The sequence below is a fragment of the Sphingomonas aquatilis genome, from assembly GCF_014196115.1.
GTDB classification, from domain to species: Bacteria; Pseudomonadota; Alphaproteobacteria; order Sphingomonadales; family Sphingomonadaceae; genus Sphingomonas; species Sphingomonas aquatilis.
In genome coordinates, this window is the sequence record NZ_JACIDB010000001.1 from 601,436 (window position 1) to 617,644 (window position 16,209).

Genomic DNA, 16,209 nt, shown 5'->3' on the forward strand with positions numbered 1-16,209 from the left:
GCACGCGGGTGCCGCCGCCGCTTATTGCGGGCCGGGGCCGCCGCGGCCGGGCATGAAGCGGTAGGTGATCCGCCCCTTGGTCAGGTCGTAGGGGGTCAGTTCGACCAGCACCTCGTCACCGACCAGCACGCGGATGCGGTTCTTGCGCATCTTGCCGGCGGTATGGCCGAGAATTTCGTGGTCGTTTTCGAGCTGTACACGGAACATCGCGTTGGGGAGCAATTCCACCACGCGGCCGCGCATCTCGAGCAGTTCTTCCTTGGCCAAAAATCAACCTCTGTTCGCGTGTTCGGGCGCGCCCTTAGCGCAAGTCGCCGAAAAAGGGAAGCAAGGCGGACGGGCGGCGCCGGTCCAACAGGGGGCGGCGCGTCGCAAGGCCTTGCAGGATGCGAGATGGGGGCGGCGGGGGCGATTCGCAAGCCGGCCGGCCCCCTCGGAAGCGGACGAAGTGGACGATACGTCATGTGCCGGAGACCCCCTCATGCGCAGGGAGCGTGGGGGGTAGGGTCGGACGGGTCAAAGAGCGTTCCGGGGATGATGCATATTCGGCGCGTGTAGGACAGGGGAAAGATCGGATCAGAGCAGCCGGTCCTGCCGGCCCGTGTCTTCGCGGGCTGCCTTGCGGAAGGCGAGGTTGGGATCGGGATAGGGCAGATCGGGCTTTCGTCCGGCGAACAGATCGGCGACCGTCAGGATCTGAAGCCGCGGATAGGTGCGCTTGAATCCGTCCTCGAACCGGCCGACCGCCGCCGCTGCCTTCAGCATCGGTCCGGTCGGCGTGGCGAGCGTGACGAAGACGCCGATCGGCGCGTTTTCGCGCACCATCGCCGAATGCAGGTCGCGGATCATGCCGACACCGACATGGTCGCCGCCCTTGACCGAGACGATCGCCTTTTCGGTGCGTTTGCCGTCCGGCTTGAAATAGAGCAAGCCGTCGACGCCGCCGTCCGCGCCCTTCTTCTTGCCGCCATAGGGCACGGCATCGACCATCGACACCGCCCACCATTGAAACTGATATTTGTCGCGCCTGGCGAGATCGGTGGCGGAGGCGAGGTCCTTGGGCGTGCCCTCTACCGTGAAGCTGGCATCCGGGAAGGCTGCCTGCATGCGCCGTTCGATCAGCGAAATGGCGAGATGGGTGACGTCGATCCCGATCCAGTGCCGCCCGAGCTTCTGCGCGGCATGCACCGCGGTGCCGCAGCCGCAGAAGGGGTCGAGCACGACGTCGCCTTCGTTGGACGAGGCGGCGACGATGCGTTCGAGCAATTTGATCGGCTTTTGCGTGGGGTAGCCGAGATATTCCTTGCCCCGCGGTGCGATGGCGAAGTTCCAGTAATCCTCTGGCACCTTGCCCTTGGCGTGGATCAGGTGATCGGCGCCGACGAAGCCCGATCCGACAAGGCCGGGTTTATAGTTTTCGCGAGTCTTGGCGCTGTGTTCGACGCGGACGGCGTCGGCGTTGAACGTCCAGGTGTCGCCCTTGTTGAACCAGAAGATCGTGTCGTGCTTGCGCATGAACTGCCGCATGCCGGGCGACCCCGGCCCGGTGTAGCACCAAACGATTTCGTTGCGGTAGCGCTGGGCGCCGAACACCGCGTCGAGCAGCAGCTTGAGGTAATGGCTGGCGGTCGGATCGCAGTGGAGGAACAGGCTGCCGGTCGGCTTGAGCTTACGATGCAATTCGACCAGGCGGATCGCCATCATGGCGAGATAGGCCATCATGTCGTTTTCGCCGAGAAACGCGCGCATCGCGCGGAGCAGTTCGAACGCGCGCGTGTTGCCGCTCTTGCAGACCTGGTCGAAGGCGTCCTCCGCCGTGTCGTTCCAGTGCCATGTGTCTTCGAACGCCTCGATCTGGGCATCCGCGCCGGCGCCGGTCGGCGACTTGAAGAGGATGTTGTAGTTGGCGTTCGAATTGTAGGGCGGGTCGAGATAGATCAGATCGACGCTGGCATCGGCGATATGATCGCGCAGCACGTCCAGATTATCGCCATAATAGAGGTGATTGAGGGGTCTGTTCCGCATTGCCGGACTGTGCCGGGGGCAGCGGCGATCGGGGCATGACGATTGATCCGGATCGGCTGCGACGCATCCGATGTTGCGGGCCTGTTCCCGATCGTTTCATCCAAAGCGGATGGTTGGCTGCGGCAGGCCCGCCCCGATCACCCCGCCGAGCGGAAGCCGTTACGCCCGCCGGCCTTCGCGCGGTACAGTGCATCGTCCGCGCGGGCGATGACGTCGCGCAGGCGATCGGGGGGCGTGATGCCGGCGATGCCGCAGCTGATGCTGAGCAGCACGTGCGTCGCGGCGTCGGCGGCGATCGGCTGTTGGCGCAATGCGGCCTGGATGCGCGTGCAGATCGCCTCGCCCGTGTCGTGATCGCCGACCTGCAGGATCATCACGAACTCGTCGCCGCCCAGCCGGCCGATCAGATCGTCGGGGCGGGTATTGGCGCGCAGCGTCGCGGCGAGATGGCGCAGCACGTGATCGCCGAAGGGATGGCCCCAGGAATCGTTGATGCCCTTGAAGTGATCGATGTCCATCGCGACGCAGCACAAGGGCGAAGCGGCGCGATCGAGCAGCGCGCCGGCGCGGCGTTCGAAGCCGCGGCGGTTGAGCAGTCCGGTGAGCGTGTCGGTGATCGCCTCGGCATGCGCTTCGGCGGCCTGTTCCTCCAGCTTGCGCGACAGGCGGGTGCGCGCGGCGATCTCCGCCGCGACGGGCAGGCAGGTGATCAGCATGATGGCGAGGAAGGACTGGAACAGATGCGCCTGGAGCACCGGGTCACCGGTCGTCATCACGACCGGACCATGGCCCGACGCGGTGGCGCACGCGCCGATCACGGCAATGGCCATGACCGCCATCTTGGTGCCGAGCGGCCCGACGCGGAAGGTGACGAGCATGACCGGCGCGTAGAGCAGGAACAGCGCGGGCAGCACCGCCACGTAGAAGACGAGATAGGCGGTGGCGACGACCAGCCCGAGATAGGCGAGCGATTCCAGTCGCTGCATCGGCGACTTGCTGCGGATACAGTCGGTCAGCTGGCCGCCGAGGATGGCCATGAACACCGGCGTGAAGACGAGCAGGCCGAGGCCGTCGCTGAGGAACCAGGTCTTGAACGAGGAGACGAACGCCTGGTCGTAGACGAGGGTCGCGGTGGCGGCGCCCGCCGCGCCGCTGAGCGCGGGCGCGATCAGGCCGGCGGCGAGGATGAAGCGCAGCAGCGCGCCGGTGGAGCGGAGCAGGTCGATCGACCCCGAACCGCGGCGGATGAGGATGGTGGCGACCACCACCTCCAGCCCGTTCGCGATCGCATACAGCAGCGGGCCGACGATGCTGCCCCGCGTCAGCCAGTTGGCGGCGACATTGCCGACGAGGCCGGCGCTGAGCACCGTCCACCAGCGCGGGCGCCGATCGAGCAGCAGCAGCGCGACGAGGACGGCATTGGCCGGCCATACCGTCGCGATCGTGCGGCCGTCGCTGGTGAGGTGGATGGTCGAGGCGGCGAACAGGAAATAGAGCGATGCCGCGACCAGCCAGATGGTGCGGGATGGCGTCCCCGATGGGCGCGCGGTGCGGACTGTCTCTCCCATCCACCCAAATTGATCGAGATCAGTCAAAACGGGGTTAATATTTGCCGCGTCGCGCGAGCGAAGCCGTGGGAAGACGACGACAAATCACCCGCCGCGGGTTAATCGACCCTCGTCATACGCGGGGCGATGGCCGGGTGCGGCAATCCCCCTCACGCCGGATTATACTTCGCCAGGAACGCGCCCATTGCGGTGAGGAATTCCAGCCGGTCCTGGCTGCGGGTGAAATGGTGATCGCCCAGCGGCTGCTCGATATATCGATAGGGCTTGCCGGCGGATTTCAGCGCATCGGCCATCTGGCGGGATTGTTTGACCGGCACGCGCTTGTCGGCCTTGCCGTGCAGCAGCAGGACGGGGATCGTTACCTGATCGGCGCCGAAGCGGGGGGAGACGGCGTGCAGGTCGGTCGCGCGCTTGGTCCAGTAGCGGCCCAGCGTCTTGCCGTTGAGGAATTGCGCATCGTATTTCTTGATGCCGGCAAGGTCCGACACGCCGGCATAGGAGATGGCGCAGCGATACAGCGCGCCGTCGCGCTGGGCGGCGCGGAGCGCGGCATAGCCGCCATACGAGGCGCCGGCGATGCAGACGCGCTTGGGATCGGCGATGCCCTCTTTAGCCAGAAAGGTGATCGCATCGTTGAGGTCGTCCTGCATCTTGAGGCCCCATTCGCCTTCGCCCGCCTTGACGAAGGCGGTGCCATAGCCGGACGAGCCGCGGTAATTGGGCTGGATGACGGCATAGCCCTGTTCAGCGAGATACTGGACCCACCAGTCCCAGCCTTCGCTGTCGCGCGCGATCGGGCCGCCGTGGGGCAGGACGACCAGCGGCAGGTTCTTCGCGTTCGGGCGATGGCGGGGGAGCGTCAGGATCGCCTCGATCGCCGTGCCGTCGCGCGCGGTGTAATGGACGGTCCTGACCGGCGACAGGCTGCGCCCGGCGAGCGTGTCGTTCTGGAAGGCGTAGCGCTGCATGCGGTCGCTGCCGAGATCCCAGTAATAGAGCGCGCCGGCCTGCGATGGGCTGCCGACCTCGACCAGCATCTGCGAACCGCTGGCGCTGCGCGAGACGATGCGCGCGCGGCGATTGCCGACCGCGGCGTCGGCGGCGGCCTGGATTCGCTTCAGGGCGGGATCGAGCCAGACGATATGGTCGAACGTGTCGGTGACGCTGATCCCTAGCACGTCGTTGCCGTCGCGGTTTTCGACGACGCCGTCGATGTCGTAGCCGGGATGGTCGAACACCTTCTTGCCCAGCGTCAGATCGGGCAGCGAGACTTCGTACAGCGCATCGCGGCCGCCGCTGTCGCTGGTCGCGAGCGCGGTGCCGTCGGCGCGGAAGGTGGTGGGGACGATGAAGCTCTGCTCCTTGCGCGAATCGCTGCGCGCGATGGTGCGGAAGGATTCGGCGTTGGAGCCGCGATACAGCAGCGCGCCGCGGCCGGTGTCGTCGATGTAGCGGATGCCCATGCGCAACGTGCCGGCGCCGTCGGCATACCAGTCCCATACGTCGGGCTGGCTGGCGGCGACGCGACGGACCTTGCCGGTCGAGACGTCGGCGTCCCACACGGACGGATAGATGTCCGCCATCGTGTCGATCCCGGTCGAGCGTGCGAACAGGATGCGCGGGCTGCCGTCTTTGGCCGACCAGAGCAGGTCGTCGGCGCGGATGCCGGAATTGGTCCAGTCGATGCGGTTGAGCGTCTTCAGATCGGCGCTGAGGCCGACCATGCGCGTAATGTAGATGTCCTCCCCGCCGAGGTGCGACTGGCTACCGATGCCGGCGACGAGCCACTTATCGCCGACCCAGCGCCACCAGTTGATGTCCATATTCTCGCCGACCTTCAACGCGGCGGGCTTGCCGTCGAACAGCGGCATGACGACGAGGCTCTGGACGCCGTCGATCGCCATCTTCGCGGCGATGCGCGTGCCGTCGGGCGACAGGCGGGGGGATTCGAACCTGGGCAGCTGGGCGAAAACCGCGGCGGGGATGGGGGCGTCTGCGGCGGGGGGTGCGGCGGGCGTCGTGGCGGGCGGCGTCTGCGCGGTGGCGGTGGTGGCGAACAGAGCGGTGGCGAGCGACAGCGCGCAGGTACGAAGCATGGAATTCCCCCCGGCGGCCTTCCCCAAGGCCAGTGATGGGAAACTAACGCAGGTTAGTGCGGCGTCAATTGGTGGCGAGTCAGGGCGGACGTCACGGGGGAGTGGAGGGTCGATCATGCCCCCGGCATGATCTGAACGATGCGGGGCATCGTTCACCGTCCACTCCCCGTGACGTCGGACGGATCGGGCGGGAGGTGCTCCCGCCCGTCCGCCGGCCGGTCGCGCTTGCCGAGGCTCTGCCTCAGCCTCCGCTGCCGGCCAAGGCCGCCAGCAGGAGCAGCGCGACGATATTCGTGATCTTGATCATCGGGTTGACCGCGGGGCCGGCGGTGTCCTTGTACGGATCGCCGACGGTGTCGCCCGTGACGGCGGCCTTGTGGGCTTTGGAGCCTTTGCCGCCGTAATTGCCGTCTTCGATATACTTTTTGGCATTGTCCCAGGCGCCGCCGCCGCTGGTCATCGACAGCGCGACGAACAGGCCGGAGACGATGACGCCGAGCAGCATCGCGCCCAGCGACGCAAAGCCCTGCGCCTGGCCCGCGACGGTACGGATGATGAAGTAGAGCGCGACCGGTGAGAGGACGGGGAGCAGGCTGGGGACGATCATCTCCTTGATCGCGGCGCGGGTGACGAGGTCGACGGTGCGGCCGTAGTTCGGGCGGCTGGTGCCTTCCATGATGCCGGGATTGTCGCGGAACTGGCCGCGGACTTCCTCCACCACGGCGCCCGCCGCCCGACCCACGGCGGTCATGCCGAAGGCGCCGAAGAGGTAGGGGAGCAGTGCGCCCAGCAGCAGCCCGACGATGACGTACGGGTTGGAGAGGCTGAAATCGACGCTGACGTCGGGGAAGTAGGTGGCGAGGTCGGTGGTGTAGGCGCCGAACAGCACGAGGGCGGCGAGGCCGGCGGAGCCGATCGCATAGCCCTTGGTCACGGCCTTGGTGGTGTTGCCGACCGCGTCGAGCGCGTCGGTACGGGTGCGGACGTCGTCGGGCAGGCCCGCCATCTCGGCGATGCCGCCGGCATTGTCGGTGACGGGGCCGTAGGCGTCGAGCGCCACGACCATGCCGGCGAGCGCGAGCATTGCGGTGGCGGCGAAGGCGATGCCGATGATGCCGGCGAGCTGGTAGGTGGCGATGACCGCGATGACGATGACGATCGTCGGGAGGGCGGTCGCCTCCAGGCTGATCGCGAGGCCCTGGATCACGTTGGTGCCGTGGCCGGTCTGGCTGGCGGCGGCGATCGATTTCACCGGGCGATAGTTGGTGCCGGTGTAATATTCGGTGATCCAGACGATCAGACCGGTGACGGCGAGGCCGATGACCATGCACCAGAACAGGTCCATCCCCGTGAACGCCTGCGCGGTCGCGGCGGCGGCGCGGGGGGCGTCGAAGCCGGTGGTGAGGTCGTCGGACACCGCATCGAGGAAGCCGGCGCTGCCGATCGTGCGGTTGAGGTCGCCGAGCACGTAGCGCGCGGCGAGGTAGATCGCCGGGATCGACAGCAGGGCGCTGGTCCAGAAGCCCTTGTAGAGCGCGCCCATGATCGTGCCGCCCTTGCCGTTTCTCACTGGGCCGAGGCGGACCATGTAGGTGCCGATAATCGAGGTGACGATGCACACGCCGCCGACGATGAGCGGGAGGCTCATCAGGCGCATCAGTTCGGCCGCGTCGGCGCGGATGAGCAGGGCGATCGAGATCATCGTGACGCCCAGCGTGACGACATAGGTTTCGAACAGATCGGCGGCCATGCCCGCGCAGTCGCCGACATTGTCGCCGACGTTGTCGGCGATGACCGCGGGGTTGCGGGGATCGTCCTCCGGAATGCCGGCTTCGACCTTGCCGACGAGGTCGGCGCCGACGTCCGCCGCCTTGGTGAAGATGCCGCCGCCGAGGCGCGCGAAGATCGAGATGAGCGATGCGCCGAACGCGAGCGCCGTCAGCGCCTCGACGATGACGCGGTCGTTGGGGGCGTGGCCGGCGGGGCCGGTGAGATACCAGAAGAAGGTGCTGATCGCGAGCAGGCCGAGGCCCGCGACGAGCATGCCGGTGACCGCGCCCGAGCGGAACGCCATGGTGAGCCCGCCCTGCAGCGAGGTGCGCGCGGCCTCTGCGGTGCGGACGTTGGCGCGCACCGAGATGTTCATGCCGACATAGCCCGCGACGCCCGACAGCACCGCACCGACGACGAAGCCGATGGTGGATACCGCGTTGAGCGTCAGGAACAGGATCGCGGCGACGATGACGCCGACGATCGCGATGGTGGTGTACTGGCGGCCGAGATAGGCCTTGGCGCCTTCCTGGCGGCGGCGATGTCCTGCATCCGGGCGTCGCCCGGAGAGGCGCGGAGCACCTGTTGGCTGGTGACGAAGCCATAGACCACGGCGATGACGCCGCAGAGGATGGCGAGGGCGACCGTGGTCATTCGCGCAAATCCTTCTCCTAGTGACGTCGCCGGCCGATGTCCCCCGGTCTGGCGCGCTGCGGGTGAGGCTATGGCGGGGACGGGGGGAGTGCAAGCGGTTGTGGGTTGCGGTGGGTTGGGGGGTGTGGGGTGGGTGTCGCTTCCGCCTGCGCGTCGTCACCCCGGACTTGGTCCGGGGCCCACTCCGCGGCGAGGGGGAGGCTGGAGGCTATTGCCGTTCCCTTGCGGCCCGGTGGACCCCGGAACGAGTCCGGGGTGACGGGGGGGTGGGATTGGCGTTTCGAGCCTCACGGCGGGAATGACCGGGTGTTCGGGTTAGTGTTGGAAGCCCAAGCGGTCGGGGAGGGGGACGGCCTCTCCGCCGTCGAACAGGTGCAGGCCTTCGCCTCTGGCGAAGCGGCCGATGTGGGTGGCGTCCACGGGGGGCACGACGTTGGCGGGCATGGCGAAGAGGAGTTCGTAATCGTCGCCGGCGCTGGCGGCCGTGAGGCGGGCGGGGCGGTCGTCGCCGGCGTGGGTGCGATAGGCTTGCGACAGGGGAATGGCAGCGAGGTCGAGGATCACGGCGAGATTGCTCGCCGCGCCCATGCGCGTGGCGTCGATGAGCAGGCCGTCGCTGACGTCCATCATCGCATGCGCGAGACGCGCGAGGATGCGGCCTTCCGCGAGGCGCGGCGTCGGGCGGCGGTAGCGGGCGGCGAGGGCGGCGGGGCCGGGCTGGCCCTGCGCGATGGCGAGGCCGGCGCCGGCGTCGCCGATCGTGCCCGTCACCCAGAGCGCGTCATTCTCGCCGGCGCCGCCGCGCGGGGGGGCGGGGGTGTCGCAGCCGAAGGCGGTGACGGTGAGAACACGCGGCGCGCCGGGCGGCAGGCGGACGGTGTCGCCGCCGAGGATCTGCGCGTTACACGCGGTCAACACGTCGGCGAGGCCTTCGAGGAAGGCGCGGTCCCAGGCGTCGTCGGTGAGCGGGTAGTTCAAGAGGATGCCGTCGGGCTTGCCGCCCTTGCCGGCGATGTCGGACAGGTTGGTCACGACGAGCTTCCACGCGACGTCCTGGGGGGTGTCGGTGGCGAGGAAGTGGACGCCCTCGACCAAGGTGTCCGTGGTGACGACGAGGGGCGCGCGCGTCAGGCGGGCGCTGTCGTCGCGCAGCCCGCGCGCGGCGGGGTGAAGCGGGAGGGTGCGCAGGGCGGCGAGGAAGTCGGCTTCGGTCATACGCGGAAGAAAGAGCCTGCATCGGTCCTCCCCCGCAAGGGGGAGGGGGACCGTTCGGCGTCAGCCGAATGGTGGAGGGGGAGGGCGGCGCCGCGCGATGATCGGGCTTGCCGTGTCCTCCCCCTCCGTCACCGCTGCGCGGTGCCACCTCCCCCTGGCGGGGGAGGACTTTGGGTTAGCGGTCCCCTCCCCCGCTGACGCGAGGGAGGATTTTTGGGTTAGCGGACGTCTTTGGCGATGGCGTCGAGCAGGCCGTTGACGAAGCCCGATTCGCGGCGTTCGTAAAAGGCGTGGGCGACGTCGACATATTCGCTGATCGTCGCGCCGACCGGCACGTCCTTGCGCGCCATCAGTTCGTAGGTGCCGGCGCGCAGCAGCGCCTTCATCGGCTTGTCGAGGCGGGCGAGCGTCCAGCCGCTGGCGAGCTTCTTTTCGATCGCGAGGTCGATCTCGCCCGCGCGCGCGGTGGTGCCCTTGACCAGATCGTCGAAGAAATCGACGTCGGCCTCGGCATATTCCGCGTCCTCGATCGTCGCGCCGAGGCGGTGGTTGTGGAATTCGTGGAGCAATGCGGGCACCGGCGTGCCCTCCATCTCATGCTGGTAGAGCGCCTGAACGGCGGCGAGACGGGCGGCGGCGCGCGCCTGGGTACGGTTGGTGGTACGGGACATCGTGCGGGCATGTAGTGGCGTGCGGGGCGTCCGTCACCCCTTTGCGGAACGCGCGGTAGAGCACGTTCCGAAGGCGGTGCCGGCCAGCACCAGGTGAACAGCGCCCCGCGCTGTTCAGGCCATGCCGGGGGCATGGCCGACCCGATGCTCCCCCTCCCGGCCACCCATCAGGATACGATGTGGGTGGCCGGGAGGGGGAGCGGGCCGGCACCGAAGCCCACTCAGGGCATCAACACGGTGTCGATGACGTGGACGACGCCGTTCGACTGCATCACGTCCTTGGTGCTGACGTGGCTCATGCCGCCCTTGGCGTCGGTGAGCATGAGGCGGCCGCCCATCATGGTCGCGGTCAGCGGTTCGCCCTGCACGGTGGTGAGCGTAGCCTTGCCGCCGCCGGCCTTGATCGCGGCGGCGATCTGCTTCGACGTCATCGTACCGGCGACGACGTGATAGGTCAGGATGTTGGTCAGCTGCGCCTTGTTCTCGGGCTTCACCAGCGTGTCGACGGTGCCGGCGGGCAGCTTCTTGAACGCGGCGTCGGTCGGCGCGAAGACGGTGAAGGGGCCGGGGCCCGACAGCGTGTCGACGAGGCCGGCGGCCTTCACCGCGGCGACCAGCGTGGTCAGGTTGTTGGCGGTCGAGGCGTTTTCGACGATCGTCTTGGTCGGGTACATCGCGGCGCCGCCGACCATCGGGTTCTTGGCGGCGGACATCGCCGGACCGGCGGCGAGCAGGGCGACGGCGGCGATCGCGCCGCGGAACTGGAAGCGGGTCATCTGAGGCATCCTTTGTCTGGTCACCCTGGGGCGGGTGCGGCGGAGATACGTCCGTCGCGGCACAAAGATGCGTTGTTTCAGCAACTCAAATGTAAGTAGCTGAAATTGATGTATATTAAGTTTTGTTGCTGGGGGTGGTTGATGCCGTCGTAGGGCTTAGTCGTTTGAGCTCGCGATCAAATTCGCAGACGATGCCGGATGCCCCCTGGCGGGGAGGGATTGATTTAATGCGAATGTCGATTGGGCTTAGCCGAACAGGAGGTAGCCGACGGTCAGGGTGCCGACCGTCAACATCAGCACTCCGATGACCGCGGCGCACCAAGCTGCTCTCCGCCCGAAGCGATCGTCGATCCACTCAATGGCGTCGTTGACCACATCGGTGAGCAGGGCGTCCCCCCGCTCTACCGATTGAGCCGCAGCCGCAGCGCTACCGAGCGCGCGTGGGCGGGCAGGCCCTCGGCATGGGCGAGGGCGACCGTCGCGGGGCCGAGCGTGGCGAGTGCGGCTTCGTCCAGCCCCAGGAAGCTGGTGCGCTTCATGAAGTCGAGAACCGACAGGCCGCTGGCGAAGCGGGCGCGGCGGCCGGTGGGAAGGACGTGGTTGGGGCCGGCGACGTAATCGCCGATCGCTTCGGGCGTGTGGCGGCCGAGGAAGACGCTGCCGGCGTGGCGCACCTTATCGAACAGCGCCTGCGGGTTATCGACGGCGAGCTGGAGGTGTTCGGGGGCGAGGCGGTCGACCAGCGGGCAGGCGGCCTCGAGGCTGTCGACGACGATGATCGCGCCGTTGGCGTCCCACGCGGTGCGCGCGACTGCGGCGGTGGGGAGGATGGCCAGTTCCTCGTCCACTGCCCGCGCGACCGCCTGCGCATAGTCGGCGTCGTCGGTGAACAGGATCGATTGCGTCGTGGTGTCGTGCTCGGCCTGGCTCAACAGGTCGGCGGCGGTCCATTGCGGATCGTTCTTGGCGTCGGCGACGACGACGATCTCGCTGGGGCCGGCGACCATGTCGATGCCGACGACGCCATAGACCTGGCGCTTGGCCTCGGCGACCCAGGCGTTGCCGGGGCCGGTGACGACGTCGACCGGCGCGATGCGGCCGGCGCCATAAGCGAGCGCGGCGATCGCCTGCGCGCCGCCGATGCGCCACACTTCATCGACGCCGGCCAGGTGCGCGGCGGCGAGGACGAGCGGGTTGATCTCGCCATCGGGGGTGGGGGTGACCATCACCAGCCGCTCGACGCCGGCGACCTTCGCGGGGATGGCGTTCATCAGCAGCGACGAGGGGTAAGCCGCGCGGCCGCCGGGGACGTAGATGCCCGCGGCATCGACGCCGCGCCAGCGCGCGCCGAGGCGGACGCCGGCCTCATCGACATAATCGGTGTCGGTCGGCTTCTGGCGTTCGTGATAGGCGCGGATGCGGGTGGCGGCGAGGTCGAGCGCGTCGCGCAGCTGCGGGTCGAGCGCCTCGTAGGCGGCGGCGCAGGTGGCGGGTTCGATGCGCCAGCCGGTCTCCGCCAAGTCATGGCGATCGAGCTTTTGCGTGAAGGCGCGGATCGCCGCTTCGCCATCGTCGCGGACGGCGCGGATGATCGTCGCGACGTCGCGTGCGACGTCGGCGGCGGCTTCGCGGCGACCGTCGACCAAAAAGGTGAAGGCGTCGGCGAAACCGGCGTCGCGGGTGTCGAGGTGGATCACTTCATGCCCTCCGCCACGGCGCGGCGGAATGCCTCGACCAGCGGCACGACTTCGGCGCGGGTCTTCATCGCGGCGCGGTTGACGATCAGGCGGCTGGTGACCTCGGCGATCACCTCCACTTCGACGAGGCCGTTTTCCTTGAGCGTGCGGCCTGAGGAGACGAGGTCGACGATGCGCGGCGCGAGACCCAGGGTCGGCGCCAGCTCCATCGCGCCGTTCAGCTTGACGCATTCAGCCTGCACACCGCGATTGGCGAAATGGGCGGCGGTGATGTGCGGATATTTGGTCGCGACGCGCACGTGGCTCCAGCCGCGCGGATCGTCGGTCGCGGCCATGGCGGCGGGTTCGGCGACCGAGATGCGGCAATGGCCGATGCCGAGATCGACGGGGGCGTACAGCTCCGAATAGTCGAATTCGGCCAGCACGTCCGACCCGACGATGCCGAGCTGCGCGGCGCCGTGTGCGACGAAGGTCGCGACGTCGAAGGCGCGCACGCGGATCAGCTCGATATGCGGCACATCGGTGGCGAAGCGCAGCGCGCGGCTGTTCTCGTCGCCGAACGCGGCTTCGGGATGGATACCGGCGCGGGCGAGCAGGGGAAGGGCCTCGGAGAGGATGCGCCCCTTGGGCACGGCGATGACTAAAGGTGTCGGCACGCGCGGGGCTTTACTGGCGGTGGGGAGCAGGCGCAACACGGCGCCGGCAGGAGGCGAGTCGATGGCGAGTGAGGCAGAAAATCTCAAGTCGTTCGAGGTGCAGGCGGGATACTGCCGAGCGATGGATGCGCCGGTGACGACGCGGCTCGTCGAGGCGCTGCCCGTGGCGCTGGATCGATCGACGGAGACGGGACGGACGGTGCTCGACTGGCCGGGCGAGCCGGTAGCGGATGCGCTGGTGCTGCGCCTGGTCGGCGGGCTGCATGCGCTGCACCGCGCGGGTGCGGACGCCGATCTGTCGCGGGTGTTCGCGGGCGAGACGACCGATCCGGCGGCGATTGCCGACGTGCTGCGGGCGACGCTGGCGCGGCACGATGCGGCGATCCGGCCGTGGCTGGACGGGCCGCCGCAGACCAACGAGGTGGGGCGATCGGCGGGGCTGATGACTGGGCTGCTCCATATCGCCGCACGCTATGGCCCGCGCGTCGAGCTGCTCGAGATCGGGTCGAGCGCGGGGCTGAACCTGATGATCGGGCATTACGACTTCGACCTCGGCGGCACGCGGGTGGGGCCGGCGACGGCGGCGCTGAGGCTGACGCCCGACTGGCGCGGGCCGCCCCCGCCAGCGGTGCCGATCGCGGTGGAGCGGGTGAGGGGCGTCGATATCGCGCCGGTCGATCTGTCCGATGAACGCCAAGCGCGGCGGTTGCAGGCCTATGTGTGGGTCGAGGCGACCGATCGGCAGGAACGGCTGGCACGGGCGATCGATCTGGTGCGCGCGCACGGCGTCGATCTGGTGCAGGGCGATGCGGCGGACTGGGTGGAGGCGCGGCTCGCCGAACCGCAGGAGGCGGGCGTCACGCGCGTGCTGATGCATTCGGTGGTGTGGCAATATCTGCCGCCGGCGACGCGCGCGCGGATCGGCGACGCAATGGCGGCAGCAGGCGCGCGTGCTACCGCGGAGCGGCCGCTCGGCTGGGTGATGATGGAGCCCAATCGCGATCTGCACCGGCATGAGGTGCGCGTGCGCGGCTGGCCGGGGAGCACGCCGATGGAGCTGGTGGCGCTGACCCATGCGCATGGCGCCTGGGTGGAAGGGCTATCGCCGCCTTATGAGACGCGCGACTATGTGATGCGGCGCGGGGCGTATGAGGCGGATACCGGGACGGCGTGAGCCGCCCCGGTGCGCCTGTACCGTCACCCCGGACCTGATCCGGGGTCCCGCTTTCAGCCGCAGAAGAAGAAGCGGGATCCCGGCTCGAGGCCGGGATGACGGAGAGAGGGTTACGTCCGCTTAGTAGAAGAAGCGGTTATAGACCTGGACGACGCGGCCCGAGCGGGTGTCGACCAGCACGACGTCGTTGCCGTAGCGGACCCAGCGCTGATAGCCGTAGCCCGGGCGCGGCAGGCGATAGGTCGCGTAGTCGTTGATCCAATATTGGCGGCCGTAATAGCTCGGCGCGAAGCGATAGCCGGTGGTCACCGGGCGATAGCGATAGCCGCGCGGGCCGGCATAGGTGCCGCGGCGATAGACGTCGCCGTGCGTGCGGCGATAGTCGCGCCAATCCTCGCGCAGCTCCTGACGATTCTCGCGCACTTCGCGGCGCGCATCGCGGATGTCGCGGCGGTCGCCGTAGCGGCGCGCTTCGGCGAGATCGCGCTGGCTCTGGCGCAACTCGCGTTCGCTCTGGCGGACTTCGCGGGCGCTCTGCGCATTGGCGACGCCGGCGGGCAGGATGGTGGCAGCGGCGAGGGCCGCGATCATGATCTTACGCATGTGTTTCACTCCTCGGTTCGCGTACCGCCCGCTTGTGGGTTGGGGCGTAACGCAGAACGGTCTTGTGACCGTGCGTCGCTGAACGCGTGAGGAATGCTTTGGTCATCTTGGGGAAAGGTAACTGTCCTTTATTCCGGTTTCGCATCAACGCATTGCCGCCCCATCCACGCCGTTCGTGCTGAGCCTGTCGAAGCACGGGTGCCACGGGCGATGGCGGTGTGTGTGGCGACCCGCCCTTCGACAGGCTCAGCACGAACGGGCGTGGGTGTGGGGGCGTCAGATGTCCCAGCGCCGCATCGCCGCGACGACCGCCTCGGGCTTTTCCCAGGGCACGAAATGGCCGGCGTCGATCTTCTCGATCGTGAGCTGCGGGACATAGGGCGGCAGGCCATCGACCAGCACCGGCAGCAGTGCCGAATCGCGCATGCCCCAGATGACCAAAGTGTCCTGCGTCACCGGCGGGAAGGGCGCGTCGAGGAAGGCAGGGCGGGGCGGGGTTTCGTCCATCGCGGGGACGATTACCTTCGACGCGCGATACCAGTTGAGCATCGCGGTCATCGCGCCCGGCTGCGACCATTCGTCCAGATAGGCGGCCTTGTCCGCGCCGGCGATGGCGTGCGTCACGTGATGCGCGAAGGTGGAGCCGAGGAATTTTTCGAGGCCGGCGCCGACGAGGCCCTGGTCGATGCCCGTGTCGCGGAAGCGGGTGATGTACTGGCTGGCCTTGCGCTGCTCCGGCTCGTCGAACAGCGCGCGCTGGAAGAGCAGGGGGTGCGGCGCGTTGACGATGACGAGGCGCGCGACGCGATCGGGCCGGGTCAGCGCCGCCATCCACGCGATCGCGCCGCCCCAGTCGTGGCCGACGAGCGTGAAGCGATCGATGCCGAGATGGTCGGCGAGCGCGATCAGATCGGCGAGGATATGCTCGGCGGCATAGGCCTCCACCCCCTGCGGCTTGGAGGAGCGGGCGAAGCCGCGTTGGTCGGGCGCGACGACATAATGGTCGCGGGCGAGATCGGGGATCACGCCGCGCCATGTGCGGTGCGATTCGGGAAAGCCGTGCAGCAGGATGACCGGCGGATGTGTGGGATCGCCGGCGATCGCGACGTCGAGCTCCACACCGGTGGGCAGCGCGATACGGGTCAGCGGCATGTCGGTCATCACTCTCTCCTGTCGCAAGCCCTGTGCGGGTCGTCGTGCGGCAAGCCTAGCGGCCTTTGGTCATGCCGTCATGCCCGTGCGCATTGGCATACCGATCTACCATGTCATGGGTGCATCCTGGCCGATAGGCACGGTGAAACAGC

The 16,209-nt window shown here is 68.3% G+C and carries 12 protein-coding genes and 1 pseudogene; 1 reads left to right on the plus strand and 12 read right to left on the minus strand.

From position 1 onward, the window contains the following. Nucleotides 1–21 precede the first annotated feature (21 nt). The 10 genes and pseudogenes from infA to hisG all read right to left on the minus strand — a co-directional run bounded on the left by infA (nt 22) and on the right by hisG (nt 13,128). Nucleotides 22–267 carry a translation initiation factor IF-1 gene (infA, locus tag GGR47_RS02775; protein WP_017977808.1) on the minus strand — a complete coding sequence of 82 codons (246 nt, stop codon included), beginning with the start codon at nt 265–267 and terminating at the stop codon, nt 22–24. Nucleotides 268–576: 309 nt separating this feature from the next. Then, a complete protein-coding gene (locus tag GGR47_RS02780; RefSeq protein ID WP_018250492.1) occupies nt 577–2,025 on the minus strand; it encodes a DNA methyltransferase in 1,449 nt (482 codons plus the stop codon). Between the two features lie 137 nt (nt 2,026–2,162). After that, complete coding sequence (locus GGR47_RS02785) at nt 2,163–3,593, minus strand: sensor domain-containing diguanylate cyclase (protein ID WP_147036984.1); 1,431 nt, start codon at nt 3,591–3,593, stop codon at nt 2,163–2,165. A 149-nt stretch (nt 3,594–3,742) separates the two neighbouring features. Continuing rightward, a complete protein-coding gene (locus GGR47_RS02790; protein ID WP_147036983.1) occupies nt 3,743–5,689 on the minus strand; it encodes an alpha/beta hydrolase family protein in 1,947 nt (648 codons plus the stop codon). Between the two features lie 241 nt (nt 5,690–5,930). Beyond that, nucleotides 5,931–8,113: pseudogene (locus GGR47_RS02795) on the minus strand (sodium-translocating pyrophosphatase). Between the two features lie 315 nt (nt 8,114–8,428). Next, nucleotides 8,429–9,328 (minus strand): thiamine-phosphate kinase, encoded by a 900-nt coding sequence (gene thiL, locus GGR47_RS02800; protein ID WP_147036982.1) that lies wholly within the window; start codon nt 9,326–9,328, stop codon nt 8,429–8,431. 218 nt (nt 9,329–9,546) lie between these two features. Next, complete coding sequence (gene nusB / locus GGR47_RS02805; RefSeq protein ID WP_043060415.1) at nt 9,547–9,999, minus strand: transcription antitermination factor NusB; 453 nt, start codon at nt 9,997–9,999, stop codon at nt 9,547–9,549. A gap of 221 nt (nt 10,000–10,220) precedes the next feature. Continuing rightward, nucleotides 10,221–10,775, minus strand: a complete 555-nt coding sequence (locus tag GGR47_RS02810) for a fasciclin domain-containing protein (protein WP_147036580.1) — start codon at nt 10,773–10,775, stop codon at nt 10,221–10,223. 401 nt (nt 10,776–11,176) lie between these two features. Continuing rightward, entirely contained in the window at nt 11,177–12,472 is a 1,296-nt protein-coding gene (gene hisD, locus GGR47_RS02815; protein ID WP_147036581.1) for a histidinol dehydrogenase, read from the minus strand. Next, nucleotides 12,469–13,128 carry an ATP phosphoribosyltransferase gene (gene hisG / locus GGR47_RS02820; RefSeq protein ID WP_147036582.1) on the minus strand — a complete coding sequence of 220 codons (660 nt, stop codon included), beginning with the start codon at nt 13,126–13,128 and terminating at the stop codon, nt 12,469–12,471. The genes hisD and hisG overlap by 4 nt, the downstream gene beginning before the upstream one ends. 61 nt (nt 13,129–13,189) lie before the next feature. Between hisG and GGR47_RS02825 the strand changes: the two genes are divergently transcribed. Beyond that, on the plus strand, nt 13,190–14,302 hold the full coding sequence (locus GGR47_RS02825) for a DUF2332 domain-containing protein (RefSeq protein ID WP_147036583.1): 1,113 nt from the start codon (nt 13,190–13,192) through the stop codon (nt 14,300–14,302). 120 nt (nt 14,303–14,422) lie between these two features. Here the strand turns inward: GGR47_RS02825 and GGR47_RS02830 are convergent, their stop codons facing one another. Together GGR47_RS02830 and GGR47_RS02835 are read right to left on the minus strand one after the other, a co-directional pair. Continuing rightward, nucleotides 14,423–14,905, minus strand: coding sequence for an RcnB family protein (locus GGR47_RS02830; protein ID WP_147036584.1), 483 nt, complete (start codon nt 14,903–14,905; stop codon nt 14,423–14,425). Nucleotides 14,906–15,181: 276 nt separating this feature from the next. Continuing rightward, on the minus strand, nt 15,182–16,066 hold the full coding sequence (locus GGR47_RS02835) for an alpha/beta fold hydrolase (protein WP_147036585.1): 885 nt from the start codon (nt 16,064–16,066) through the stop codon (nt 15,182–15,184). Nucleotides 16,067–16,209 lie beyond the last annotated feature (143 nt).

Excerpts from the sequence above, each read along its gene's own strand:
- GGR47_RS02780 (WP_018250492.1), bottom strand. The coding sequence starts at position 2,025 with ATGCGGAACAGACCCCTCAATCACCTCTATTATGGCGATAATCTGGAC.
- GGR47_RS02785 (WP_147036984.1), bottom strand. The coding sequence starts at position 3,593 with ATGGGAGAGACAGTCCGCACCGCGCGCCCATCGGGGACGCCATCCCGC.
- GGR47_RS02790 (WP_147036983.1), bottom strand. The coding sequence starts at position 5,689 with ATGCTTCGTACCTGCGCGCTGTCGCTCGCCACCGCTCTGTTCGCCACC.
- thiL (WP_147036982.1), bottom strand. The coding sequence starts at position 9,328 with ATGACCGAAGCCGACTTCCTCGCCGCCCTGCGCACCCTCCCGCTTCAC.
- nusB (WP_043060415.1), bottom strand. The coding sequence starts at position 9,999 with ATGTCCCGTACCACCAACCGTACCCAGGCGCGCGCCGCCGCCCGTCTC.
- GGR47_RS02810 (WP_147036580.1), bottom strand. The coding sequence starts at position 10,775 with ATGACCCGCTTCCAGTTCCGCGGCGCGATCGCCGCCGTCGCCCTGCTC.
- GGR47_RS02825 (WP_147036583.1), top strand. The coding sequence starts at position 13,190 with ATGGCGAGTGAGGCAGAAAATCTCAAGTCGTTCGAGGTGCAGGCGGGA.
- GGR47_RS02830 (WP_147036584.1), bottom strand. The coding sequence starts at position 14,905 with ATGCGTAAGATCATGATCGCGGCCCTCGCCGCTGCCACCATCCTGCCC.
- GGR47_RS02835 (WP_147036585.1), bottom strand. The coding sequence starts at position 16,066 with ATGACCGACATGCCGCTGACCCGTATCGCGCTGCCCACCGGTGTGGAG.